The organism is Stenotrophomonas maltophilia, assembly GCF_013464915.1.
Taxonomy (GTDB): Bacteria; Pseudomonadota; Gammaproteobacteria; order Xanthomonadales; family Xanthomonadaceae; genus Stenotrophomonas; species Stenotrophomonas maltophilia_AT.
This window is the reverse complement of record NZ_RAVT01000006.1, coordinates 24,721-49,803: the sequence shown is the minus strand read 5'-3', so window position 1 is coordinate 49,803 and position 25,083 is coordinate 24,721. Positions and strand designations below refer to the sequence as shown.

General features: G+C 67.2%; 16 protein-coding genes. 10 read left to right on the top strand and 6 right to left on the bottom strand.

Annotated features, from left to right (window positions below):
• Positions 1–48 precede the first annotated feature (48 nt).
• From D7T59_RS02520 to D7T59_RS02500, 5 genes are all read right to left on the bottom strand, one after another.
• On the bottom strand, positions 49–2,271 hold the full coding sequence (locus D7T59_RS02520) for an NADP-dependent isocitrate dehydrogenase (protein ID WP_180850966.1): 2,223 nt from the start codon (positions 2,269–2,271) through the stop codon (positions 49–51).
• A 429-nt stretch (positions 2,272–2,700) separates the two neighbouring features.
• Positions 2,701–3,213 carry a hypothetical protein gene (locus D7T59_RS02515; protein ID WP_099555121.1) on the bottom strand — a complete coding sequence of 171 codons (513 nt, stop codon included), beginning with the start codon at positions 3,211–3,213 and terminating at the stop codon, positions 2,701–2,703.
• Between the two features lie 45 nt (positions 3,214–3,258).
• Positions 3,259–3,552, bottom strand: coding sequence for a LysM peptidoglycan-binding domain-containing protein (locus tag D7T59_RS02510; RefSeq protein ID WP_005411287.1), 294 nt, complete (start codon positions 3,550–3,552; stop codon positions 3,259–3,261).
• A 219-nt stretch (positions 3,553–3,771) separates the two neighbouring features.
• Entirely contained in the window at positions 3,772–4,590 is an 819-nt protein-coding gene (queF, locus tag D7T59_RS02505) for an NADPH-dependent 7-cyano-7-deazaguanine reductase QueF (RefSeq protein ID WP_180850965.1), read from the bottom strand.
• 830 nt (positions 4,591–5,420) lie between these two features.
• Complete coding sequence (locus tag D7T59_RS02500; RefSeq protein ID WP_164138945.1) at positions 5,421–6,740, bottom strand: M20 family metallopeptidase; 1,320 nt, start codon at positions 6,738–6,740, stop codon at positions 5,421–5,423.
• Between the two features lie 188 nt (positions 6,741–6,928).
• Between D7T59_RS02500 and D7T59_RS02495 the strand changes: the two genes are divergently transcribed.
• From D7T59_RS02495 to D7T59_RS02450, 10 genes are all read left to right on the top strand, one after another.
• Entirely contained in the window at positions 6,929–8,173 is a 1,245-nt protein-coding gene (locus D7T59_RS02495; protein ID WP_180850964.1) for an efflux RND transporter periplasmic adaptor subunit, read from the top strand.
• A 74-nt stretch (positions 8,174–8,247) separates the two neighbouring features.
• Complete coding sequence (locus D7T59_RS02490; protein WP_180850963.1) at positions 8,248–11,481, top strand: efflux RND transporter permease subunit; 3,234 nt, start codon at positions 8,248–8,250, stop codon at positions 11,479–11,481.
• 31 nt (positions 11,482–11,512) lie between these two features.
• Positions 11,513–14,635: an efflux RND transporter permease subunit gene (locus tag D7T59_RS02485; protein ID WP_180850962.1), complete on the top strand. Its 3,123-nt coding sequence runs from the start codon at positions 11,513–11,515 to the stop codon at positions 14,633–14,635.
• A gap of 325 nt (positions 14,636–14,960) precedes the next feature.
• Positions 14,961–17,024: a TonB-dependent siderophore receptor gene (locus tag D7T59_RS02480; protein ID WP_180850961.1), complete on the top strand. Its 2,064-nt coding sequence runs from the start codon at positions 14,961–14,963 to the stop codon at positions 17,022–17,024.
• Positions 17,025–17,186: 162 nt separating this feature from the next.
• A complete protein-coding gene (gene yccS / locus D7T59_RS02475) occupies positions 17,187–19,364 on the top strand; it encodes a YccS family putative transporter (protein WP_180850960.1) in 2,178 nt (725 codons plus the stop codon).
• A 141-nt stretch (positions 19,365–19,505) separates the two neighbouring features.
• Entirely contained in the window at positions 19,506–20,300 is a 795-nt protein-coding gene (locus D7T59_RS02470; RefSeq protein ID WP_180850959.1) for an SDR family NAD(P)-dependent oxidoreductase, read from the top strand.
• A gap of 153 nt (positions 20,301–20,453) precedes the next feature.
• On the top strand, positions 20,454–22,343 hold the full coding sequence (locus tag D7T59_RS02465; protein ID WP_180850958.1) for an MFS transporter: 1,890 nt from the start codon (positions 20,454–20,456) through the stop codon (positions 22,341–22,343).
• A gap of 182 nt (positions 22,344–22,525) precedes the next feature.
• Positions 22,526–22,813 (top strand): CD225/dispanin family protein, encoded by a 288-nt coding sequence (locus D7T59_RS02460; protein WP_005419784.1) that lies wholly within the window; start codon positions 22,526–22,528, stop codon positions 22,811–22,813.
• Between the two features lie 34 nt (positions 22,814–22,847).
• Positions 22,848–23,126, top strand: a complete 279-nt coding sequence (locus D7T59_RS02455) for a CD225/dispanin family protein (protein ID WP_005411298.1) — start codon at positions 22,848–22,850, stop codon at positions 23,124–23,126.
• A gap of 43 nt (positions 23,127–23,169) precedes the next feature.
• Entirely contained in the window at positions 23,170–23,595 is a 426-nt protein-coding gene (locus D7T59_RS02450) for a DUF2752 domain-containing protein (RefSeq protein WP_006473646.1), read from the top strand.
• A 491-nt stretch (positions 23,596–24,086) separates the two neighbouring features.
• Here the strand turns inward: D7T59_RS02450 and ampE are convergent, their stop codons facing one another.
• Positions 24,087–24,974 carry a regulatory signaling modulator protein AmpE gene (gene ampE / locus D7T59_RS02445; RefSeq protein ID WP_164138492.1) on the bottom strand — a complete coding sequence of 296 codons (888 nt, stop codon included), beginning with the start codon at positions 24,972–24,974 and terminating at the stop codon, positions 24,087–24,089.
• Positions 24,975–25,083 lie beyond the last annotated feature (109 nt).

Sequence of the window (25,083 nt, the reverse complement as noted above, 5' to 3'; positions counted from 1 at the left end):
ACCCGCGCCGAAGCGCGGGGTTCGTTGTTACGACCGGGCGGCGATGGATCAGCCGCGCAGCTGCTCCAGCGCGGCGTTGAAGGTCGCGCTCGGGCGCATCGCCTTGCTCGCCTTGGCCACGTCCGGGCGGTAGTAGCCGCCGATGTCCACGGCCTTGCCCTGCACCGCGATCAGTTCTTCGACAATCTTCTGCTCGTTGTCGGTCAGTGCCTTGGCCAGCGGGGCGAAGCGGGCCTTCAGTGCGGCGTCTTCATCCTGCGCGGCCAGGGCCTGGGCCCAGTACAGCGCGATGTAGAAGTGGCTGCCACGGTTGTCGATGCCACCCAGCTTGCGCGAGGGCGACTTGTCGTTGTCCAGGAACTGGCCGTTGGCTTCGTCCAGTGCCTTGGCCAGCACGCGGGCGGCAGCGTTGTCGTAGCGGTTGCCCAGGTGTTCCAGCGACGCGGCCAGGGCCAGGAACTCACCCAGCGAATCCCAGCGCAGGTAGTCCTCTTCCACGAACTGCTGCACGTGCTTCGGGGCCGAACCACCGGCGCCGGTCTCGAACAGGCCGCCACCGGCCATCAGCGGCACGATCGACAGCATCTTGGCGCTGGTGCCCAGCTCCATGATCGGGAACAGGTCGGTCAGGTAGTCGCGCAGCACGTTGCCGGTCACCGAGATGGTGTCCTCGCCCTTGCGGATGCGGTCCAGCGAGAACGCGGTCGCTTCCACCGGCGGCAGGATGCGGATGTCCAGGCCGCTGGTGTCATGGTTCTTCAGGTACTGCTCGACCTTGGCGATGACCTGCGCATCGTGGGCGCGGGCGGCATCCAGCCAGAACACGGCCGGGGTGCTGCTCAGGCGGGCACGTTCGACGGCCAGCTTCACCCAGTCCTGGATCGGCGCGTCCTTGGTCTGGCACATGCGCCAGATGTCACCGGCTTCCACGGCGTGCTCGAACACCACGTTGCCGGCATCGTCGGTGACCTTGACCACGCCGTCGGCGGCGATCTGGAAGGTCTTGTCGTGCGAGCCGTACTCCTCGGCCTTCTGCGCCATCAGGCCGACGTTCGGCACCGAGCCCATGGTGGCCGGGTCGAAGGCGCCGTGCGCCTTGCAGTCGTCGATGACGGCCTGGTACACGCCAGCGTAGCAGCGGTCCGGAATGACCGCCTTGGTGTCCTGCAGCTTGCCTTCGGCGTTCCACATCTTGCCGGAGTCGCGGATCATCGCCGGCATCGAGGCGTCGACGATCACGTCGCTCGGCACGTGCAGGTTGGTGATGCCCTTGTCCGAATTGACCATGGCCACGCCCGGACGCTGCGCGTACTCGGCGGCCAGGTCGGCTTCGATCGCGGCACGGGTGGCTTCGGGCAGCGACGGCAGGCGCGCGGCCAGGTCACCGATGCCGTTGTTGGCATCGAAACCGGCCTGCTTCAGCACGTCGGCGTGCTTGGCCAGCACGTCCTTGTAGAACTCGTTGACGGCCACGCCGAACATGATCGGGTCGGAGACCTTCATCATGGTCGCCTTCAGGTGCAGCGAGAACAGCACGCCCTGGGCCTTGGCATCGGCGATCTGCTCACCGATGAACGCGGCCAGTGCCTTGCGGCTCATGACGGCGGCATCGACGATCTCGCCGGCCTTGACCGCGGTCTTTTCCTTCAGCACGACGGCGCTGCCGTCCTTGCCGTGGAAGGTGATCTTCAGCGAACCGGCGTTGGCCAGGGTGGCCGACTTCTCGCTGCCGTAGAAATCACCGGCGGCCATGTGCGCGACGTGCGACTTCGAATCCGACGCCCAGGCGCCCATGCGGTGCGGGTGCTTGCGCGCATAGTTCTTCACCGACAGCGGTGCGCGGCGGTCGGAGTTGCCTTCGCGCAGCACCGGGTTCACCGCGCTGCCCTTGACCTTGTCGTAGCGCGCCTTGTAGTCGCGCTGCTGGTCGTCGGCCGGGGTTTCCGGGTAATCCGGCAGCGGATAGCCCTGGTCCTGCAGTTCCTTGATGGCCGCCTTCAGCTGCGGCACCGAAGCGGAGATGTTCGGCAGCTTGATGATGTTGGCGTCCGGGGTGGTCGCCAGCTGGCCCAGCTCGGCCAGGTCGTCGCTGACCTTCTGCGCATCGCTCAGCAGTTCCGGGAACTGCGACAGGATGCGGCCGGACAGCGAGATGTCACGGGTTTCCACCACGATGCCGGCGGTGGCGGTGTAGGCGTCGACGATCGGCAGCAGCGACTGGGTCGCCAGGAACGGGGCTTCGTCGGTCAGCGTATAGAGGATCTTGGACATGGGGGACTTGGACTCTGTAGCAATGCTCAGGGGAAGGCCGGCGCCAGCGCCGGGCCACGTGCAACCGTGTCGCTTTCCCCCGTCGCCGTCAGGGTGGGCGCGCGGCGGGGAAACCCCTGCATTGTCGCGTTTTCAGCCGCGCGGGGCAAAGCCGCGCCATACGCGGCGGTACTGCACGGCGGCAACGCTGTGATCCATCCACGCATGGCGTGGATCTACGCAAACGCCACCGTCAATAGATCCACGCCATGCGTGGATGAAGCCCAGCCCCAGCATCGGTAGATCCACGCCATGCGTGGATGAAGCCCACCGCCCAGCATCGGTAGATCCACGCCATGCGTGGATGAAGCCCACCATCGCCCAATAAAAAAGGACGCAGCCTCGCGGCTGCGTCCATCGTGAGTCCTGCCGGGAGAGAGTCGGCAGGACTTACTTGACCTCGAACTCCTGCGGCGTTCCGGCCGCCTTGCCATCGACCATGACCTCGGCGCGGTACTTGCCGGCCGGCCAGCCCTTTGCATTCTTGAACGTGACGTTGGTGGTTTCCGCGCCGCTGGCATTCAGGGTCGCGGTCTGTTCGCCGGCCACCTGGCCGTCCTGGAAGGTCAGCTTGGCACCCACATTGACGTTGTTGGCGGCGCCATCGGTCTTGACCGAGACGATGACGTCATCCTTCGGCGAGAACAGCGCAGCCGGGGCGACCGACTTGTCAGCCGCAGCGGTCTTGCCCACGGTGACAGTGGAAACGCTGACCGCTGCTGCTTCCGCCATCGGCGGAGGTGCACCGGTCATCGGCGCCGGTGCCGCCGGCTCGGCCGGAGCCGTGGCCGCCGGAGCGGCGTTGGTGTCGGTCGACTCTTCCTTCTTCTTGCAACCGACCAGGGCGACGCTGCCCAGCAGGGCGGCGATCAGGGCGGTCTGGAGCGGGGTGGTCTTGATCATTCGGGGTTCCTCCCAGGGATTGTCGGACGGCGTTCGATCGCCGGCTTACTTCGGCGGCAGCTTCAGGGTCTGGCCCGGGAAAATCTTGTCCGGGTCGTCGAGCACATCGCGGTTGGCTTCGAAGATCTTCTTCCAGGCGTTGGCGTCGCCCAGATGCTGCTTGGCGATCTTCGACAGCGAGTCGCCCTTCTGCACGGTGTAGGTGCCGCCGCTGACGATCTCGGCGGTACTGTCCACCGAAGCGCTGACGCCGGAGAAGTCCGCCTTCGGCACCTGCTCGGCGGTACTGTCGACGCTGGCACTGACGCCGGAGAAATCGGCTTTCTTCTCGGTACTCATCCACAACTCCCGTCTGCATGACTACGTGGTTCGCACGGTGCCATGGAGGTTGTTAAATGGGGATGGTGCAGATGTGAAGCCACCCCGGGGGGCGGCTGAACAATCGGGAGAGCCGGCGCCCGGTAGTGCCGGCCGCTGGCCGGCTTGCCCTCGCCCTGGACGCGGGTTCCTTGCGGTTGCCGGCCAGCGGCCGGCACTACCCGTAACCGCCTGCGGCGGTTACTGGCGCAGTTCGCGGTAGGTCGCGGCCGGGGCGGCGATGCCGGGGCTGGCGCGCCACGGGTTGATGTCCAGGCCACCACGGCGGGTGTAGCGGGCTTCCACTTCCAGCCATTGCGGCTGGCAACGCGCAGACACCTCGCTGAAGATCCGCTCAACGCACTGCTCGTGGAACTCGGCGTGTTCGCGGTAGCTGACCAGATAGCGCAGCAGGCCTGCACGATCGATCTTCGGCCCGCGGTAACGCAGGCTGACCGTGGCCCAGTCCGGTTGGCCGGTGACCGGGCAGTTGGACTTCAGCAGTGCCGAAACCAGGGTCTCCTCCACCACCTCACCGGCATCGGCCGAGAGGAAGTCCGCCTGCGGCGGGCCGTAGCAGTCGATCTCCAGTTCAAGCCCATCGATGGACTCGCCGAGCGGCGTCTCGCGCAGGCCCGGCAGGCCGAACTCGACCTGGACCGGCGCACCGGCGCAATCCGACAGATCCGCCACGATGCGCGCGCGCAGTGCCTCGGCGCTATCGATGCGGGTGCTGTTGAGGGAGTTGAGGTACAGCTTGAACGACTTCGATTCGATCAACCGCGGCGATGTGCACGGCACCTGCACGGTGGCCACGGCCACCTGCGGCTTGCCGCGCGGGTCGAGCCAGCTCAGCTCGAAGGCATGCCAGCGGTCGTGGCCGACGAATGGCAGCGCGGCGTCATCCAGGCCGATCTCGGCGCGGGCGCCACTGCGGGGGATGGGAAACAGCAGGCCGGAATCGTACTGCGACGGGTAACTGACCTCGCGACCGAGGCTGGAATCCTGTGGGGTGTTCATGGTGGGCATTGTATCGCGCGGAGGGCCGGCCTTCGGCCAGGCCGGCCAACGGCGGAGCCCCTTCGTGGTGGTTTTGTTGGTTGGACGTGGAAGGCGGTCTATCGGCTTGGCCGGGTGGGCAGGCGGGTCGGGGGACGCCGTAAACCCGTCCCTGGGGGCTTGGCCGCGGCTTGCTCGTGTGCGCTGTCCTGCGCACACGGCAAGGCCTGGGTTGGGCGTCCTGCCCAACCCGCCCGAGGCATGCCTCGGGCCCATGCCGCGGACACCCCCGCCCCGCCTACCCACCCGGCCCCTGACAGTTCCCTGCATGCGGCCACCACCACGGCAAAGATCAGAAAAATCAAAATCAAAAGCCAATCCTTCAGACATTCCGGATGTCTGTCCGTGTCGACCAAGGTCGACACCTACCAACAGCCGCGTGAACCTGTCGGGGGCGGGGCGGTGTGGGCCTGCAGGACCGTTGGCGCCATGGATGGCGCCATCGAGCCCCATGGACGGGTTTACCCGGCAACGGACAGTTTCCCGCGCCACCACGGGAAAGATCAGAAAATCAAAAACCGATCCTTCAGACGTTCATGACGTCCGCCGTGTCGACCAAGGTCGACACCCACCAAAGCAGGATGTCGTTCCAACAGCCACGGGAAACTGTCGAAGGCGGGGTGGGTCCGGTGGCAGGGGCGTGAGCCGCATGGATGCGGCGATCGAGCTTACATGGACGTACTTGCAGCGTCCCCTGCCACCGGACCCACCCCGCCATCCCACGGAATGCCCGCTTTTGACGTTGACGTTGATTTGAGCGGGTGCAGGGCTGCAAGCCCTGCCGGAAACACTCACCCCGCCGGAGTGCCTGCACCGTGCAGGTAATCCAGGCTCACCTGCAGCAGCGCGCGCAGTCCCACATCCAGCGCCTTCTCATCCAGCAGGAACTTCGGCGAATGATTCGCCGGCGCCGTCGCCGGGTCGATACCCACGCTGGTCGAACCCACGAAGAAGAACATGCCCGGCACCTCCTTCGCGTACAGCGAGAAATCCTCCGCGCCCATCTGCAGCGGCGGCTCGTACACGTTGTCCTTGCCCACCACCGCCTGCAGGCTCGGCAGCATCTTCGCGGTCAGCGCCGGGTCGTTCACCGTAGCCGGATTGCCTTCCGATTCGTAGATGTCGGTCACCGCCTTGGCACCGTGCGCGGCGGCGGTGTGCTCGGCCACGTTGCGCAGGTCGGCGAAGATCTGCTGGCGCATGCCTTCGTCGAAGGTGCGGATGGTGCCGACCATCTCCACTTCATCGGGAATGATGTTGTAGCGGATGCCACCGTTGATCGCGCCGAAGGTCAGCACCGCCGGCTGCTTGGACAGGTTGGCTCGGCGGCTGACGATGGTCTGCGCGGTGCCGACCAGATCGGCGGTGGCCACGATCGGGTCAACGCCGTTCCACGGCGCCGAACCGTGCGTCTGGCGACCGATCACCTTGATGCCGAAACGATCCGAGGCCGCCATCAACGGTCCGCCCCGCACCGCGATCTGCCCGGCCTGCACACTGGAGAACACGTGCAGGCCAAACACCGCCTCCGGCTTGAAGTCGGCGAACAGGCCTTCCTTCAGCATCAGCGCGGCACCGCCCTCTTCCGGCGGCGGTGCGCCTTCTTCGGCCGGCTGGAAGATCAGCATCACCTGCCCCGGCAGGTCCTTCTTCATCGACACCAGCGCTTCGGCCACGCCCAGCAGGGTGGCGGTATGCGCGTCATGGCCACAGGCATGCATCACGCCCACGGTCTGCCCGCGGTACTGGTCGGTGGCCCTGGAGGCGAACGGCAGGCCGGTCTGCTCGGTCACCGGCAGTGCATCCATGTCCGCGCGCAACGCGATCTTCGGGCCGGGCTTGCCGCCTTCGATGATCGCCACCACGCCGTGGTGGGCGATACCGGTCTTCGGCTTCAGGCCCATCGCACGCAGGCGCTTGGCGACCTCGGCCGAGGTACGCACCTCGCGGTTGGACAGTTCCGGGTGCTGGTGGAAATCACGGCGCCATTCGACCACCCGGGCCTGCAGTCGCTGTGCGGCGGCGGTCACTTCCGGGCGCTGCCCGTCCTGGGCGTGGGCAAGGGCCGGCAGGGCCAGCAGCAGGGCGGACAGCAGCAGCGAACGGCGCATCGCAATCTCCACGGCAAGAGGGTTCCAGCTGAATGTAGGGCAACACCGCCGCCACGGGAACCTCCCGCGCGGGATCCGGTCTTAGCGCCCGTCCCATCCGTCATGCAGGAAACGTGATGTGGCACAGGTATGCTTTGCGCATTGCCAACCGGGGCCGCGCCCCGTCCAGCCCTCTTGGAGTCCTCGTAATGTCACGTGTTTGGAAGATCGTGCTGCTGGTCGTGGCGGTTCTGGTGCTGGCCGTGGTCGGCCTGCGCGTCATCGGCGGGGGCAAGGACAAGGCTGGAAAGCCGGCGGCGGGAGCGCGCCAGGGTGGCGAAGACCCGGATGCCGGCCCGGTGCCGGTGACCGTGGTCGAGGCCACGCGCCAGGACGTACCGGTGTATGCCAGCGCACTGGGTACGGTGACGGCAATGAACACTGTCACCGTCAGCCCGCAGGTGGGCGGCCAGCTGATGAGCCTGAACTTCCGCGAAGGCCAGGAAGTGAAGAAGGGCGACGTGCTGGCAGTGATCGATCCTCGCACCGCCCAGGCCAGCTACGACCAGGCAGCGGCGGCCAAGCGCCAGAACGAGGCGCTGCTGGCCACCGCGCGCTCCAACTACCAGCGCTCGAATGCGCCGGAGTATCGCCAGTTCGTCGCCAAGACCGATCTGGATACACAACGAAACCAAGTGGCACAGTACGAGAGCGCAGTCGCGGCGAACGATGCCAGCATGCGCTCGGCACAGGTGCAGCTGCAGTACACCCGGGTCACCGCCCCGATCTCCGGCATCGCCGGCATCCGTGCGGTCGACGCGGGCAACGTGGTCAGCGCCGGTACCGCCCTGGTCACGCTGACCCAGGTCCACCCGATCCATGTGCTGTTCAACCTGCCCGAACGCCAGCTCGGCGACGTGCGCCAGGCGCAGGCCGCCGGTGCGGTGCCGGTGGCCGCGCTGGACCGCGCCGATTCGCACGTGCTGTCCGGTGACGGCAGGCTGGACGTGGTCGACAACCTGATCAGTGCCGACAGCGGCACGTTCAAGGCGCGCGCGCTGTTCGACAACACCGACAACGGCCTGTGGCCGGGTCAGTTCGTCAACGTGCGCATGCAGCTGCGCACCATTGGCGGTGGCGTGGTCATTCCGACCCAGGCCGTGCTGCGTGGGCCGGACGGCGAGTACGTCTACGTCGTGCAGGGCGACAACACGGTGAAGATGCAGACCGTGCGCAGCGGCGTGGAAGTGGGCGACAGCCAGGTGCAGATCGCCGAAGGCCTGAAGGGCGGCGAGCGGGTGGTCAGCGAAGGCCAGTTCCGCCTGAAGCCGGGCAGCAAGGTCACCGCGCTGAAGCCGGGCGAAACCCCGGCCGCACCGACCGAGGCCGAGCTGAAGGCAGCCGAGCAGAAGAACGGTGGCGGCGGTGGCCGTCGCGGTGGTGGTCCGCGCTGAGCGCAGGCCACGGTTCTCCCTCGCGCCGGCGGACCTGCCGGCGCCGACATTGAAGTGCCAGCAAGGATCAGTCCGTGGGCTTTTCGACGATCTTCATCCGCCGCCCGATCGCTACCTCGCTGTTGATGGCGGGCCTGTTGCTGCTGGGCATCCTCGGTTACCGCAAGCTGCCGGTGTCGGCGCTACCGGAAATCGATGCGCCCAGCCTGGTGGTCACCACCCAGTACCCCGGCGCCAACGCCACCACCATGGCTTCGCTGGTCACCACGCCGCTGGAGCGCCAGTTCGGGCAGATTTCCGGACTGGAGCTGATGACGTCGGACTCGTCGGCCGGGTTGTCGACGATCATCCTGCAGTTCTCGATGGACCGCGACATCGACATCGCCGCGCAGGACGTGCAGGCGGCGATCCGCCAGGCCACCCTGCCCTCGTCGCTGCCCTACCAGCCGGTCTACAACCGGGTGAACCCGGCTGATGCGGCCATCGTCACCCTGAAACTGACCTCCGACACGCGCCCGCTGCGCGACGTCAACAATTACGCCGACTCGATCCTGGCCCAGCGCCTGTCGCAGGTGCAGGGCGTGGGCCTGGTCTCGATCGCCGGCAACGTGCGCCCGGCCGTGCGCATCCAGGTCAATCCGGCGCAGCTGTCGAACATGGGCCTGACCCTGGAGCAGCTGCGCAGCGCGCTGACCCAGGCCAACGTCAATGCGCCGAAGGGATCGTTGAACGGCAAGACCCAGTCCTACAGCATCGGCACCAACGACCAGCTGGCCAGCGCCGCCGAGTACCGCGACACCATCATCAGCTACAAGAACGGCCGCCCGGTGCGGCTGTCCGACGTGGCCGAGGTGATCGATGGCGTGGAGAACGACCAGCTTGCCGCCTGGGCCGATGGCAAGCCGGCGGTGCTGCTGGAAGTGCGTCGCCAGCCGGGCGCCAACATCGTGCAGACCGTCGAGCGCATCCGCGCGATCCTGCCGCAGCTGCAGGGCGTGCTGCCGGCCGATGTGCACCTGGAGATCTTCAACGACCGCACCGAGACCATCCGCGCCTCGGTGCATGAAGTGCAGTTCACCCTCATCCTCACCATCGGCCTGGTGGTGGCGGTGATCTTCGTGTTCCTGCGCCGGCTGTGGGCCACGATCATTCCCTCGGTGGCGGTACCGCTGTCGCTGGCCGGCACCTTCGCGGTGATGGCCTTCGCCGGCATGTCGCTGGACAACCTCTCGCTGATGGCGCTGGTGGTGGCCACCGGCTTCGTGGTCGACGATGCGATCGTGATGATCGAGAACATCGTGCGTTACATCGAGCAGGGCAAGAGTGGCAAGGAAGCGGCCGAGATCGGTGCGCGCCAGATCGGTTTCACCGTGCTGTCGCTGACCGTCTCGCTGGTGGCGGTGTTCCTGCCGCTGCTGCTGATGCCCGGCGTCACCGGCCGCCTGTTCCACGAGTTCGCGTGGGTGCTGAGCATCGCCGTGGTGCTGTCGATGCTGATTTCGCTGACGCTCACCCCGATGATGTGCGCCTACCTGCTCAAGCCAGACGCCCTGCCCGAGGGCGAGGACGCGCATGAGCGTGCGGCGGCGGCCGGCAAGCAGAACCTGTGGACGCGTACCGTGGGCCTGTACGAACACAGCCTGGACTGGGTACTCGGCCACCAGCGCCTGACCCTGGCCGTGGCCGGCGCCGCACTGGTGCTGACCGTGCTGCTGTACGTGCTGATTCCCAAGGGCCTGCTGCCCGAACAGGACACCGGTCTGATCACCGGCGTGGTTCAGGCCGACCAGAACATCGCCTTCCCGCAGATGGAGCAGCGCACCAAGCAGGTCGCCGAAGCACTGCGGCACGATCCGGATGTGACCGGCGTGTCGGCCTTCATCGGCGCTGGCAGCATGAACCCCACGCTCAACCAGGGCCAGCTGTCGATCGTGCTGAAGGAGCGCAGCCAGCGCGACGGCCTGGACGAGATCCTGCCGCGCCTGCAGAAGGCGGTGGCCGGCATTCCGGGCGTGGCGCTGTACCTGAAACCGGTGCAGGACGTGACCCTGGATACCCGCGTGGCCGCCACCGAGTACCAGTACTCGCTGTCGGACGTGGATTCAGCAACGGTGGCGACCCAGGCCACGCGCCTGACCGAAGCGCTGCGCAAGCGCCCGGAGCTGGCCGACGTCGACAACAACCTGTCCAACCAGGGACGCGCGCTTGAACTGAACATCGACCGCGACAAGGCCAGCGTGCTGGGCGTGCCGATGCAGACCATCGATGACACGCTCTACGATGCGTTCGGCCAGCGCCAGATCTCGACCATCTTCACCGAGCTCAACCAGTACCGCGTGGTGCTGGAAGTCGCACCGGAGTTCCGCACCAGCACCGCGCTGATGGAACAGCTGGCCGTGGCCTCCAACGGTGCTGGCGCGCTGACCGGCACCAACGCCACCAGCTTCGGCCAGGTCACCTCGTCCAACTCGTCGACCGCCACCGGCATCGGCGCGCAGAACACCGGCATCACCGTCGGCGCCGGCAACATCATCCCGCTGTCGGCGCTGGCCGAAGGCAAGGTCAGCAGCGCACCGCTGGTGGTCAGCCACCAGCAGCAGCTGCCGGCGGTGACGGTGTCGTTCAACGTGGCGCCGGGCTATTCGCTGTCCGAAGCCGTGCGCGCGATCCAGGAAACCAAGGACAGCCTGGACATGCCGACCCACCTGCATGCCGAGTTCATCGGCAAGGCCGCCGAATTCACCGGCAGCCAGACCGATGTGGTGTGGCTGCTGCTGGCCTCGCTGGTGGTGATCTACATCGTGCTGGGCGTGCTCTACGAGAGCTACATCCACCCGATCACGATCATCTCCACGCTGCCGCCGGCCGGTGTCGGCGCGCTGCTGGCACTGATGCTGTGCGGGCTGAGCCTGTCGGTGGATGGCATCGTCGGCATCGTGCTGCTGATCGGCATCGTCAAGAAGAACGGCATCATGATGGTGGACTTCGCGATCGAGGCCCGCCGCGCCGGTGCCAACGCGCACGAGGCAATCCGCCGTGCCTGCCTGCTGCGCTTCCGCCCGATCATGATGACCACCGCCGCGGCCATGTTGGGCGCGCTGCCGCTGGCGCTGGGCACCGGTATCGGCTCGGAACTGCGCCGCCCGCTGGGCATCGCCATCGTCGGCGGCCTGCTGCTGTCGCAGCTGGTCACGCTGTACACCACGCCGGTGATCTACCTGTACATGGAGCGCTTCTCCGAATGGCTGGCGCGCCGCCGCGAACAGCGCGCGCTGCGCGACGGTTCGCTGCAGGAGCCGCAGGCATGATCCACGCCCCGCTGCCGCGGGGGACCGCACGATGAACCTGTCCGGCCCCTTCATCCGTCGCCCGATCGGCACCGCCCTGCTGGCCATCGGCCTGTTCATGGTCGGCCTGATCTGCTACCTGCGCCTGGGCGTGTCGGCACTGCCGAACATCGAGATCCCGGTGATCTTCGTGCATGCCAGCCAGTCCGGCGCCGATGCGGCGACCATGGCGTCCACGGTCACCGCGCCGCTGGAACGCCACCTCGGCCAGCTGCCGGGCATCGACCGCATGCGCTCGTCGAGTTCGGAAGGCAGCTCGCTGGTGTTCATGATCTTCCAGAGCGGCCACAACATCGATTCGGCCGCGCTGGACGTACAGACCGCGATCAACTCGGCGCAGGCCGACCTGCCCTCGGGCATGGGATCGCCGATGTACCAGAAGGCGAATCCGAACGACGACCCGGTCATCGCCATCGCGCTGACCTCGCAGACGCAGTCGGCCGACGAGCTGTACAACGTCGCCGACTCGCTGCTGGCCCAGCGCATCCGCCAGATCAGCGGCGTCGCCTCGGTCGACATCGCCGGTGCGTCGACGCCAGCGGTACGCGTGGACGTCAACCTGCGCCTGATGAACGCGCTCGGCCTGACCGCCGATGACCTGCGCAACGCGGTGCGCGCGGCCAACGTGACCTCGCCCACCGGCTTCCTCAGCGATGGCAACACCACCACCGCGATCATCGCCAACGATTCGGTGGCGCGCGCGGCCGATTTCGCCAACCTGGTGGTCAAGACCCAGGGCGATGGCCGGGTGATCCGCCTGAAGGACATCGCCAACGTCTACGACGGCCAGCAGGACGCCTACCAGGCGGCCTGGTTCGACCACAAGCCGGCGGTGGTGATGTACGTGTTCACCCGCGCCGGCGCCAACATCGTGGAGACCGTGGACCGGGTCAAGGCACAGATCCCGACCCTGCGCGACTACCTGCAGCCGGGCACCACGATGACGCCGTACTTCGACCGTACGCCCACCATCCGCTCGTCGCTGCATGAAGTGCAGATCACCCTGCTGATCAGCCTGGCGATGGTGGTGCTGACCATGGCGCTGTTCCTGCGCCGGCTGGCACCGACGCTGATCGCCGCGGTGACCGTGCCGCTGTCGCTGGCCGGTGCCGCGCTGGTGATGTACGTGATGGGCTTCACCCTGAACAACCTGAGCCTGCTGGCGCTGGTGATCGCGATCGGCTTCGTGGTCGACGATGCGATCGTGGTGATCGAGAACATCATGCGCCATCTCGACGAGGGCATGCCACGCATGCAGGCGGCGCTGACCGGCGCGCGGGAGATCGGCTTCACCATCGTCTCGATCACCGCCTCGCTGGTGGCGGTGTTCATTCCGCTGCTGTTCGCCAGCGGCATGATGGGCGCGTTCTTCCGCGAGTTCACCGTCACCCTGGTGGCGGCCATCGTGGTGTCGATGATCGTCTCGCTGACGCTGACCCCGGCGCTGTGCAGCCGCTTCCTCAGTGCCCACGATCACGCTGCGCCGCCGTCGCGCTTCGGCCGCTGGCTGGATGCCGGCCACGAACGCATGCTGCGCGTCTACACCGTGTTCCTCGACTTCTCGCTGCGCCACGCGCTGTTGATGTCGCTGACCCCGCTGATCCTGATCGGCGTCACCGTCTTCCTGTTCGGCGCGGTGAAGAAGGGCGCGTTCCCGCCGCAGGACACCGGCCTGATCTGGGGCCGCGCCAACTCCAGCGCCACCGTGTCCTTCGAGGACATGGTGGCCCGCCAGCGCCGCATCACCGACATGCTGATGGCCGACCCCGCGGTGAAGACCGTGGGCGTGCGCCTGGGCAGTGGCCGCCAGGGCTCCAGCGCACAGTTCAACATCGAGCTGAAGTCGCGCAGCGACGGTCGCCGCGAAACCACCGCGCATGCGTTGGCGCGGTTGAGTGCCAAGGCCGACCGCTACCCCGACCTGCAGCTTCGCCTGCGTGCGATCCAGGATCTTCCCAGCAACGACGGCGGCGGTTCCAGCCAGGGCGCGCAGTACCGCATCTCGCTGCAGGGCAACGACCTGGCATCGCTCCAGGAATGGCTGCCCAGGCTGCAGGCGGAATTGAAGAAGAACCCGAAGCTGCGCGACGTCGGCACCGACGTGGACAACGCCGGCCTGCGCCAGAACATCGAGATCGACCGCGCCAAGGCCGCGCGCCTGGGCATCACCGTCGGCGCCATCGATGGCGCGCTGTACGGTGCGTTCGGCCAGCGCCAGATCTCCACCATCTACTCCGACATCAACCAGTACAGCGTGGTGGTCAACGCCCTGCCCTCGCAGACGGCCACGCCGGCGGCGCTGGACGAGGTCTACGTGCGTGCGCGCAACGGCGACATGGTGCCGATCACCGCGGTGGCGACCCAGGTGCCGGGCCTGGCGCCGTCGCAGATCACCCATGAAAACCAGTACACGACGATGGACCTGAGCTACAACCTGGCCCCGGACGTGAGCATGGGTGAAGCCAAGGCGATCATCGATGCCACCGTGGCCGGCATGCGCATGCCGGGCGACATCCGTCTGGCCGATGACGCCGGCTTCGGCTTCAACTCCGACCCCAGCGACATGCTGATCCTGGTGTTTGCCGCGATCCTGACCGTGTACCTGGTGCTGGGCATGCTCTACGAGAGCCTGATCCACCCGGTCACCATCCTGTCCACGCTGCCGGCGGCGGGCGTGGGTGCGCTGCTGGCGCTGTTCGGTACCAACACCGAGCTGTCGGTGATCTCGATGATCGCGCTGGTGCTGCTGATCGGCATCGTCAAGAAAAACGCGATCATGATGATCGACTTCGCGCTGGTGGCGCAGCGCGAGCACGGCCTGGCACCACGCGATGCTGCGCGCGAGGCCAGCATCGTGCGCTTCCGCCCGATCATGATGACCACGATGGTGGCGATCCTGGCGGCGGTGCCGCTGGCGATCGGCCTGGGCGAAGGGTCCGAGCTGCGGCGTCCGCTGGGCATCGCGATGATCGGCGGCCTGCTGTTCTCGCAGAGCCTGACCCTGCTCAGCACGCCGGCGCTGTACGTGATCTTCTCGTGCCTGGCCGAACGCTGGCGGGCACGGCGCGCACGCAAGCGCGAGGCAAGGCTGCTCAAGCGCGCGCAGCGGGCGTAAAAGGGCCCATCCACGCAGGGCGTGGATCTACTGGTAGCGCCGGCCGCTGGCCGGCTTTCTCCATACAGCCAATCTGCCGGCCGGCGGCCGGCACTACCGTGGATGCAAATGGCGGGTGCCGATGGTGGGTGCGGACTGTTGGTTCGCACGTCGCCGGATTTGACGCGCCGTAACGAAAAGAGAACAATTCTCATCCAGCCATGGTCCTGCGCCCCTCCGCGGCGCCCCGCTGCCATCTCCGGCCAGCCTGCGTGATCCCAGCCACTGCCCCTTCCCCCACCTGTGGGCGGATGGCCCGTGGCCGCCCGCCGAGGATCACCGAACCATGCCATCGCACCTGCTGTGCCGCCCGGCCCTGCTTGCCATTTCCCTGTCCGTGGCGTGTGCCGCGCATGCTCAATCCGCACCGGACCGCGGCAACCGTAGTGCCACCGAACTGGATGCGGTCAAGGTCACCGCCGAACGCACCCACGCCGACGCTGGCGCCCTTGGTGATCGCGCCCTGCGCGATACCCCGTTTGCGATCACCGCCGTGGGCCGCGAGCAGATCGAGCAGCGCCAGGTGGTCTCGCTGGGCGAAGCCTTCCTGCTCGACCCTTCGGTCACCACCCAGGTCAGCGCCTATGCCAGTGGCTGGAGTTCACCGATCCGCAACCGTGGCATCGACCTGAACTTCGACAGCTATCGGGTCAATGGCCTGCAGGTCTCTTCCTGGGGCACCGAATGGCCGCTGGAGGTAATGGAACAGGTCGATCTGCTGAAAGGCCCGGGCGGCTTCCTTTATGGTTTCGGTGCACCCGGTGGCATCGTCAACTACATCACCAAGAAGCCGACCGATACGCCCACCTTCTCCGCCCAGCTGGGCTGGCGCGAGCAGGGCATCGTCAGTGGCGGCATCGATGCCGGCGGCCGCTTCGGCAACGAGCAGATGTTCGGCTACCGTTTCAACGCCTACCGGGAGAAGGGCGAGACCTTCAACGGGGGCCGCGTGGACCGCAAGGTCGGTGCACTCGCCTTGGACGCACGGCTGACCGATCGCCTGACCTGGACCCTGGATGGCGTCTTCCAGTCGCGCGATCTCAGCGGCGAAGCGCCGCAGTACTACTTCCGCGGCCTTACCTCGGCACCGCGCCCGATTGCCGGCGACGTCGACAATGGCGTGCCCGGCACCTACTACGACACCCGATCGAGCCTGCTGTCGACCGGCTTGAACTGGCAGATCAACAGCAACTGGAATGCCAGCGTGAGTTACGGCGTCACCACCTCGTGGAACGACGTCAACAAGATCTTCGCCTACATCGACGATCTCAACGGCGACCATGACGTCAACGTCTACGAACTGGGCGGCAAGAGCGAGTGGAAGCTGGCCCAGGCGATGCTGCAGGGCAGCTTCCGCACCGGTCCGCTGCAGCACCAGGTGGTGGCAGGCATCAGCCACCAGACCGGGCTGGGCTGGGACCGTCCCTACGAATGGAGCCTGATCGGCCGCGCCAACCTGTACCAGCGCCATGCCATCCGCCACGACGCCGTCGGTTCGCGGGTGATGACCCGTGGCGACGAGACCGTGCAGCAGGCGGTGTTCGCAAGCGATACGGTGAACCTCGGCGGTGGCTGGTCTGTGCTGGCGGGCTGGCGCTACAACGACTTCGAAACCAAGGGGCGTTACCACACCTACCCGGTCACCCCGACCTACGCCGTGATGTTCAAGCCCAGCGAGGCGGTCACCCTTTACGCCAGCTACATCGAATCGCTGGAGGCCGGCAGCCGCGTGGGCAACAGCTACATCAACGCGGGCGACGTGCTCGATCCCACCATCAGCACGCAGTACGAGATCGGCGCGAAGGTCGAAGCGGCGCGCTGGAATGCGAACGTGGCCGCGTTCCGGCTGGAACGTGGTGCCAACATCGATGAGCTCACGCCGGCCGGCAAGCGCCTGGTGCAGGATGGCATCACGCTGTACGAAGGCATCGAAGCCAGTGCCGACCTGCACCTGACAGACGCGCTGACGGTGGGGGGCGGCGTGACCTGGCTGGACCCGACCTACGACAGGTTGTCGCCGGGCAGCGCCTCGCAGGAAGGCAAGCGCACCGCCGGTGCTGCGCGCTGGAGCGGCGTACTGCACGCCACCTACCAGCTGCCGTGGGTGGACGGCCTGGAAACGTATGCGGCCGTGCGCTACTACGGCGATATCTGGTACGACGCCGACAATACGCTGAAGCTACCCGGCTACACGCTGGTCAATGCCGGCGTCGGCTACCGGCTGCTTGCCTCGGGCCACCCGGTGACCCTGCGTGCCAGCGTCGAGAACCTGGCCAACCGGAAGTACTGGTCCAACGCCGGCGCCGGCCTGCCGCGCACCGTTGCGCTGAGCGTGCGGTTCGACATGTAATGCCCGGCATACCGGTAGCGCCGGCCGCCGGCCGGCTCCTCGCACCTCCGTCCGGGCGCATGAGMGCCGGCCWGCGGCSGGCACTACCGGGTATTCCTTCGCGGGCTGTCCCCTTCACCCCGCACCCGCAATAATGGTGGGAGATCCTTCCACCGAGCCTGCATGTCCGCACGCGAATCCCGCCTCAGCCGCCTGTGGGCACACGAAAAGGCCAGCTATGGCCTGCGGGTGTTCATCGCCCTGACCGCAGCGCTTGCCGTGTGCTGGCAGCTGGATGCACTGACCGCCCTGCCCGGCGTTTTCCTCGGCATCATCGCCAGCGCCATTGCCGAGACCGACGACAACTGGTGGGGCCGGACCAAGGCCGTGGTGCTGTCGCTGCTGTGCTTCTGCATCGCCGCGGCATCGGTGATCTGGCTGTTCCCGTGGCCGTGGATCTTCATCGGCGCGCTGGCACTGTCCACCTTCTGCCTGACCCTGCTCGGCGCGCTCGGCGAGCGCTATGCATCCATCGCCCAGGCCACGGTCACGCTGGCGATCTACACCATGATCGGCCTGGAGCAGCACGGCGCCACCGATCTGCACAGCGCGCTGGACGCCGTCAGCCACCTGCTGGCGGGTGCGGTCTGGTACGGACTGCTGTCGATCCTGTGGACCGCACTGTTCGCCAACCGCCCGGTGCGCGAACGCGTGGCGCGGCTCTACATCGAACTGGGCCGCTACCTGCAGCTGAAGGCCGCCCTGTTCGAGCCGGTACGTGAGGCCGACCTGCAACGCCGGCAGCTCGATCTGGCCGAGCAGAACCGGCGCGTGGTCGGCGCATTGAACGAGGCCAAGACGGCGATCCTGGCCCGCTTCGGCCGCTCCGGCCGGCCCGGCGTGAACTCCGGCCTGTACCTGCGCCTGTACTACATGGCACAGGACTTCCACGAGCGCGCCAGTTCCTCGCACTACCCGTACGGCGCCCTGGTCGATGCCTTCTTCCACAGCGACGTGCTGTACCGCTGCCAGCGCCTGCTCGATCTGCAGGGCCAGGCCTGCGCGCGGCTGGGTGAGGCAATCCGCCTGCGCCGCCCGTTCGTGTATGGCGAAAGCAACCAGCAGGCGGGGCGCGACCTGGCCGATGCGCTGGCCTACCTGCGCGACCAGCAGCGCCCGCAGTGGCAGCGCCTGCTCGGTTCGCTGGACCTGCTGGTGCACAACCTGCGCAGCATCGAGCGCCGCCTGCTGGATGCCGAGCGCTCCGAGGCCAGCCTGGACAACGTCGATACCCGCCTGCGCGACAGCAATCCGCACACCCTGCGCGAGATGGGCGTGCGTATCCGCCAGCAGCTCACCCCCGGTTCGGTGCTGTTCCGCCACGGCCTGCGCATGGCCTTGGCGCTGATCGCCGGTTTCGCGGCGATCCGGCTGTTCAACGCACAGAACGGCTCCTGGGTGCTGCTGACCATCGTATTCGTGTGCCGGCCCAACTTCGGCGCCACCCGCCAGCGCCTGGCACAGCGCATCGTCGGCACCGTGGCCGGCCTCGTGCTGACCTGGGCGCTGCTGCAGCTGTTCCCGCAACTGCACGTGCAGCTGCTGATCGCGCTGCTGTCGGCGCTGCTGTTCTTCTTCACCCGTACTGATCGCTACCTGGTGGCATCGGCGGCGATCACCGTAATGGCCCTGACCTGCTTCAACCTGATCGGCGATGGCTTCGTGCTGATCGTGCCGCGCATGGTCGATACGCTGCTGGGCTGCGCGATCGCCGCCGCCGCCGCGTTCCTGATCCTGCCCGACTGGCAGGGCCGCCAGCTGCATCGGGTGCTGGCGCGGGTGCTGGATACCGCCGCGCGCTACCTCGATTCGGTGCTGGGCCAGTACCGCAGCGGCATGCGCGATGACCTGGCCTACCGCATCGCCCGTCGCGACATGCACAACGCCGATGCCGCGCTGTCCACCGCGTTGTCGAACATGCTGCGCGAACCCGGCCACGTGCGCCGCAACCTGGATGCCGGCTTCCACTTCCTGGCGCTTTCCAACACGCTGCTGGGGCACTTGTCGGCGCTGGGCGCGCACCGCGACCAGGTGGACAGCTACGCCGGCGATCCACTGGCCTTGGCCGCAGGTGATCGCGTGCGGAAGGCACTGCAGCAGCTGGCGGCGGCCCTGGCCGCACGGCAGCAGGTCGCGGAAGATGACAACGACGCTGATCGTGCGGTGGCCGCCGAGCTGGAACAGATCGATGAGGCGATGCCGCCGAAGCTGCAGCTGATCCGCACCCAGATGGCGCTGGTGCTGCGCCTGCTGCCGAAGGTGCGGGCGGCCGCGAATGAGGCGGTGACCAGCCTGACCTGATCGCCCAGCGCTGATCGGACATCCCATCCACGCATGGCGTGGATCTACTGCGCCGTGTGCAACAGCGCGTTGCGCCTGGCGCTGCAGTTCGATCACGTTCCCGCGCGGATACTGGGTGATCCCCTGCTCCGGATCATCGCCATGAAAATCGAACTCGCCGGCCGCACCGCGCTGGTCACCGCCTCCACCGCCGGCATCGGCCAGGCCATCGCCCAGGGGCTGGCCACCGCGGGTGCGCGGGTCATTCTCAATGGCCGCAGCACCGACAGCGTCGAGCGTGCCCGCCAGCGCCTGCTCGCCGCCGTTCCGGGTGCCGACGTGATCGGCGTCGCCGCCGACCTCTCCGATGCGGACGGCGTCGACACGCTGCTGGCCGGCCTGCCCAGGGTCGACATCCTGGTCAACAATGCCGGCATCTTCGGCCCCGAGGACTTCTTCGAGACCGACGATGCAACCTGGGAGCGTTACTGGCAGACCAACGTGATGTCCGGCGTGCGCCTGTCGCGGGCGTTGCTGCCGGCGATGGTCGACGCCGGCTGGGGCCGCGTGCTGTTCATTTCCTCCGAATCGGCACGCAACATTCCCGCCGACATGATCCATTACGGGGTCAGCAAGACCGCACAGTTGTCGCTGTCGCGCGGCCTGGCCAAGCGCGTGGCCGGCAGTGGCGTCACCGTCAACGCGGTGTTGCCCGGCCCAACCCTGTCCGACGGCTTCGCGGCAATGTTCGAAGATGAACGCCAGCGCAGTGGCAAGCCGCTGGAGCAGATCGGCCGCGAGTTCGTGATGGCACACCGGCCTTCTTCGGTGATCCAGCGCACCGCCACGGTCGAGGAAGTAGCCAACATGGTGGTGTACCTGGCGTCCCCGCAGGCTTCGGCCACCTCCGGTGCGGCGCTGCGCGTGGATGGCGGCGTGGTCGACGATATCGTCTGAGATCTTTCAAAGTGTGCGGACCAACGGTCCGCACCCACAGGTCCGCACCCACAGCGATGGGGGCTGGGTAGATCCACGCCATGCGTGGATGCGCCTCGCCGCAGTCCCGACACGCGGGCAGGAATGCTAGGCTGCGCCGGTCAAGGAGGCTCCATGTCCGGTCACAACCAGTTCGCCCTGCTGCGCCAGCGCCGTTTCCTGCCGTTCTTCGTCGTCCAGGCGCTCGGTGCGTTCAACGACAACGTGTACCGGCAGGCGATCATCAGCATGCTGCTGTTCATGGCCGTGCCGGAGGAAGAACTGGGGTTGTATGCCACGCTGGCGCCGGCCATCTTCATCCTGCCGTACTTCCTGTTCTCGGCACTGGCCGGGCAGATCGCCGACAAACTGGAAAAATCGCGACTGATCGTGATCACCACCACCATGGAGATCGTGATCATGTCGCTGGCCGCCACCGGCTTCCTCACCCAGAGCCTGCCGGTGCTGCTGGTGGCGCTGTTCTGCACCGGCATGCAATCCACGCTGTTCGGCCCGGTGAAGTATTCGGTGCTGCCGTCGGTGCTCAAGCCCGAGGAACTGACCGGTGGCAACGGCCTGGTGGAGATGGGCACCTCGATGTCGATCCTGTCCGGCATGATCGTCGGCGGCCTGGTGTTCACCGTGGCCGGCAGCCACGGCACGGTGGTGGCCGCGTGCGCGATCATCGCGCTGGCGATCTGCGGCAACATCGCCGCACGGCTGATTCCCAGGGTCGATGCCGGCGATCCCAACCTGAAGATCAACTGGAACCCGCTGCCGGAATCGCTGGCGGTGCTGCGCATGGCGCGCCAGCAGAAAGCGGTGCGCAACTCGATCCTCGGCGTGTCCTGGTTCTGGTTCGTCGGCACCGTGCTGACTTCGCAGCTGCCGGCCTACGCAGTCACCAATCTGGGCGGTGAGCCGACCCTGTACATCTTCGCGCTGGCCCTGTTCTCGGTCGGCACCGGCGTCGGCTCGCTGCTGTGCGAGAAGCTGTCGGCACGCACGGTGGAAATCGGCCTGGTGCCGCTGGGCGCGTTCGGCATGACCGCCTTCCTGCTTGACCTGTACTTCGCCCGCAACGGCGAGGCGACCGCGCACGGACTGACCGTCGGCACCTTCCTGCAGCAGCCCGGCAGCATCCGCATCGTCATCGACCTGATCGGCATCGGCCTGTTCACCGGCATCTTCGTGGTGCCGCTGTTCGCGCTGATCCAGAGCCGTACGCCGAAAGCGCAGATGTCGCGCGTGTTCGCCGCGCTGAACATCCAGAACTCCGGCTTCATCGTCGGCGCGGCCCTGCTGTCGCTGGCCGCGCACAAGCTGCTGCACTGGACCATCCCGCAGCAGTTCCTGGCGCTGGCCATCGCCAACGCGCTGGTGGCGATCTACATCTTCACCATCGTCCCCGAATTCCTGATGCGCTTCCTCAGCTGGCTGATGGTGCGCACCCTGTACCGGCTGCGCCCACACGGCATCGAGGCCAACGTGCCCGACGAAGGCGCCGCGCTGCTGGTCTGCAACCATGTCAGCTACATGGACGCACTGATCCTGTCGGCGACGATCCCGCGCCCGGTGCGCTTCGTCATGTACTACAAGATCTTCAACATCCCGGTGATGCGCTGGATCTTCCGCACAGCCAAGGCGATCCCGATTGCCGGTGCACGCGAGGACCCGGTGCTGATGCAGCGCGCGTTCGATGAGATCGACGCCGCGTTGGCCGAAGGCGAACTGGTCTGCATCTTCCCGGAAGGCGCACTGACCAAGGATGGCGCGATGGCCCCGTTCAAGTCCGGGGTGGAGAAGATCCTCGAACGGCGGCCGGTGCCGGTGGTGCCGATGGCCCTGCGCGGCATGTGGTCGAGCATGTGGAGCCGGCGCGACAGCCGCCTGGGCCGCATGCGGGTGCCGCGCCGTTTCCGCGCCACCGTCGAGGTGGTGGCGGCACCGGCCGTGGATGGCCACGCCACCAGCGCCCAGGCACTGGAAGCCCAGGTGCGGACCCTGCGTGGCGATCACGCCTGACGGAATCGGCCCGCCAGGCGGGCCCAGCGACCCGCCCCGCATACGCCACCGTCCAGTGGCAAACACGGCGGGCAGTGACTGTAAACGCATACATGCAACGCCGGTTGCGGTAGATTACGCACCCACAGGGGGGAGGTCCGGCTGATTCACCAAGGCCGGCCACCAAGGAATGGAGTCTCGCTTTGAATCAACCACCACCGCTCAGCCGTCCGGTCTACATCCCCAACCATCTGGTCTGGGCGATCCTGACGACGCTGTTCTGCTGCCTGCCGTTGGGCGTGGTGTCGATCGTCTATGCCTCCCAGGTCGATGGCCGCCGCGCGGCAGGCGATCTGCCGGGGGCTTACAGCGCGTCGCGCAAGGCGGGCTGGTGGGCGGTGGCTTCGGCCGTGGCCCTGCCGGTCCTGTTGCTGTTGTGGTTCGGGCTGTTCGGCGGCTTGGCCGTACTGGGCGCTCTTTCCGACCAATGATTCACCACCACCACCCATCAAGGAGCTTGAACCCATGAATACCGCTACTCCGCAGGTCCCGAACAACCTGGTCTGGGCCATCCTGACCACCCTGTTCTGCTGCCTGCCGGCCGGCATCGTGTCGATCGTCTACGCCGCCCAGGTCAACGGCAAGCTGGCCGCTGGCGACATCGCCGGCGCCCAGGATTCGGCCGCCAAGGCCAAGAAGTGGGCCATCTGGTCGGCCATCGCCTGGGCCGTGCTGGTCGTGCTGTACGTGCTGTTCTTCGTTGTGCTCGGCGGCATGGGCGCGATGAGCAACAGCGGCTACTGATACGCCTGGACGGGTCCGGCGCCTGCGCCGGATCCGTTGTTGCATGTCCGCGCTTCCCGCCCGTTCCCGACTTGCCCGCTGGGCGCCGCTGCTGGTTTCCGCCGGCCTGGCCGTGGGTGCCACGGTGGTGCTGCGCAACGTCAATCCGTATGTGGCCGGCAATCCCCTGCCGAGCTGCCCGCTGTACGCGCTGACCGGCCTGTACTGCCCGGGCTGTGGCAGCACGCGCTGCCTGTATTCCCTGGTCCACTTCGACCTGCCCGGCGCGATGGCGATGAACCCGCTGCTGGTCATCAGCCTGCCGTTCCTGTTGCTGATGCTGCTGAACATCGCCGGCATCCGCCCACGCGTGCTCGACCCGCTGATGCGGGTGCTGGCCAATCCCGTGTTCTGGCTCTGGGTGCTGCCCGGCTATGCGCTGCTGCGCAACCTGCCGTGGGCACCGTTCACTGCACTGGCGCCGATCTAGGTTTCCAGCCAACGGCGCAGCCCCTCGTGGTGGGCGGCGTTTGTCGGTCATGGGATAGGCCGGGCGGGTGGACTGCGCAGGGGTCGCTGCGAGTACGTCCATGTAAGCTCGGTCGCCGCATCCATGCGGCTCACGCCCCTGCGCAGCCCACCCGCCCGGCCACGGACAGTTTCCGTGCGCGTCCACCACGGAAAAGAAAGAAAAGATCAAAAGCAAAAGCGGATCGCTTCGCTCTGCATCCACGCATGGCGTGGATCTACCGTGTCGACCAAGGTCGACACCTACCAACAGCCGCGGGAATCTGTCGGGGGTGGGGCGGTGTGGGGCTGCAGGACCGTTGGCGCCATGGATGGCGCCATCGAGCCCCCAAGGACGGGTTTACGGCGTGTCCTGCAACCCCACACCGCCCCGCCCAACCATCACCAATCCAGAGCTGCTGTTGCTGTTGCTGTTGCCTCTGCAGGTGCAGGGCTGCAAGCCCTGCAAAGCAACTACGTCACCCAGCCTGCAATCACCAGCAGGGCGAGGATCGCCAGCCACAGCAGCAGCATCCGCCACACCAGGCTCATCGCATCGCGCAGGTCCGGCAACCGCTGCCACACCGGCAACAGCCCTGCGTCGGTGTAGTCATGCGCATCCTCGCGCAGTTCGGCATTGACGCTGGCCCGCGCCACCGCGCCCAGGAACCCGATGCTGCCTGCCAGGCGCTCACCGTGCGCCTGGCGCCAGGCCTTCCACGCCGTATCGAAATTGCCGACCAGCGCCATCGAGAACGCCATCAGCTGCGCCACCGGCCACTCGATCCAGCCCAGCAGGCGCTGCGCCAGCGCCAGCGGCTCCACCGGCACGCGTGCGCGCATCGGGCTTTCCGCCATCAGCGCCAGCAGCCGGTAACCCAGCGCGCCGGCCGGGCCCAGCAACAGGAACCAGAACAACACCGCGAACCAGCGCCGCAGTGCGTTGAGCACCGTCGCCTCGACCAGCGACGGAATGTCTTCGCGCAGGCTGCCGCCAGCCGACTGCAGGTTGCGCACTGCAGCCTGCCGCGTGGCCGCATCGTCGGCATCGATGATGGCCTCGATATCACGGTCCAGGTCACGCGGGCCCCAGCACCAGGCCAGCACCGCCACGCCCAGCAACAGCGACGGCAGGCCGAACAGTACCCCGCGCAGCAGCCAGGCCAGCAGACCCATCAGCAGCAGCGGCGGCAGCAGTGCCAGGGCAACACCCGCCGGCCCCTGCCAGGCCTTTCCACCACGCGCATCCAGCCAGCCCAGCCAGCGCCGGAAGCCGTCGAAACGGCGCAGCGAGGCAGCAGCGGCCGGAGCGACATGGCCCAGGGCCAATGCGACCAGCACGGCGGCCAGAGTGGTGAACATGGCGGGTCTCCCTACGAAACAGATCGCTCGGCGTCGCTACCTTACCTGTCGCAGCGACGCCCTCAGCGGTGAACCGGACTGTAACCCGGGCCGTGTTCAGGTGGCGGCA

Bases quoted from the DNA above. Each gene is read 5' to 3' on its own strand.
- D7T59_RS02455 (WP_005411298.1), top strand. From the start codon at position 22,848: ATGAATACCGCTACTCCGCAGGTCCCGAACAACCTGGTCTGGGCCATC.
- queF (WP_180850965.1), bottom strand. From the start codon at position 4,590: ATGAACACCCCACAGGATTCCAGCCTCGGTCGCGAGGTCAGTTACCCG.
- D7T59_RS02470 (WP_180850959.1), top strand. From the start codon at position 19,506: ATGAAAATCGAACTCGCCGGCCGCACCGCGCTGGTCACCGCCTCCACC.
- D7T59_RS02485 (WP_180850962.1), top strand. From the start codon at position 11,513: ATGAACCTGTCCGGCCCCTTCATCCGTCGCCCGATCGGCACCGCCCTG.
- D7T59_RS02515 (WP_099555121.1), bottom strand. From the start codon at position 3,213: ATGATCAAGACCACCCCGCTCCAGACCGCCCTGATCGCCGCCCTGCTG.
- D7T59_RS02510 (WP_005411287.1), bottom strand. From the start codon at position 3,552: ATGAGTACCGAGAAGAAAGCCGATTTCTCCGGCGTCAGTGCCAGCGTC.
- D7T59_RS02500 (WP_164138945.1), bottom strand. From the start codon at position 6,740: ATGCGCCGTTCGCTGCTGCTGTCCGCCCTGCTGCTGGCCCTGCCGGCC.
- D7T59_RS02480 (WP_180850961.1), top strand. From the start codon at position 14,961: ATGCCATCGCACCTGCTGTGCCGCCCGGCCCTGCTTGCCATTTCCCTG.
- D7T59_RS02465 (WP_180850958.1), top strand. From the start codon at position 20,454: ATGTCCGGTCACAACCAGTTCGCCCTGCTGCGCCAGCGCCGTTTCCTG.
- yccS (WP_180850960.1), top strand. From the start codon at position 17,187: ATGTCCGCACGCGAATCCCGCCTCAGCCGCCTGTGGGCACACGAAAAG.
- D7T59_RS02450 (WP_006473646.1), top strand. From the start codon at position 23,170: ATGTCCGCGCTTCCCGCCCGTTCCCGACTTGCCCGCTGGGCGCCGCTG.
- ampE (WP_164138492.1), bottom strand. From the start codon at position 24,974: ATGTTCACCACTCTGGCCGCCGTGCTGGTCGCATTGGCCCTGGGCCAT.
- D7T59_RS02520 (WP_180850966.1), bottom strand. From the start codon at position 2,271: ATGTCCAAGATCCTCTATACGCTGACCGACGAAGCCCCGTTCCTGGCG.
- D7T59_RS02495 (WP_180850964.1), top strand. From the start codon at position 6,929: ATGTCACGTGTTTGGAAGATCGTGCTGCTGGTCGTGGCGGTTCTGGTG.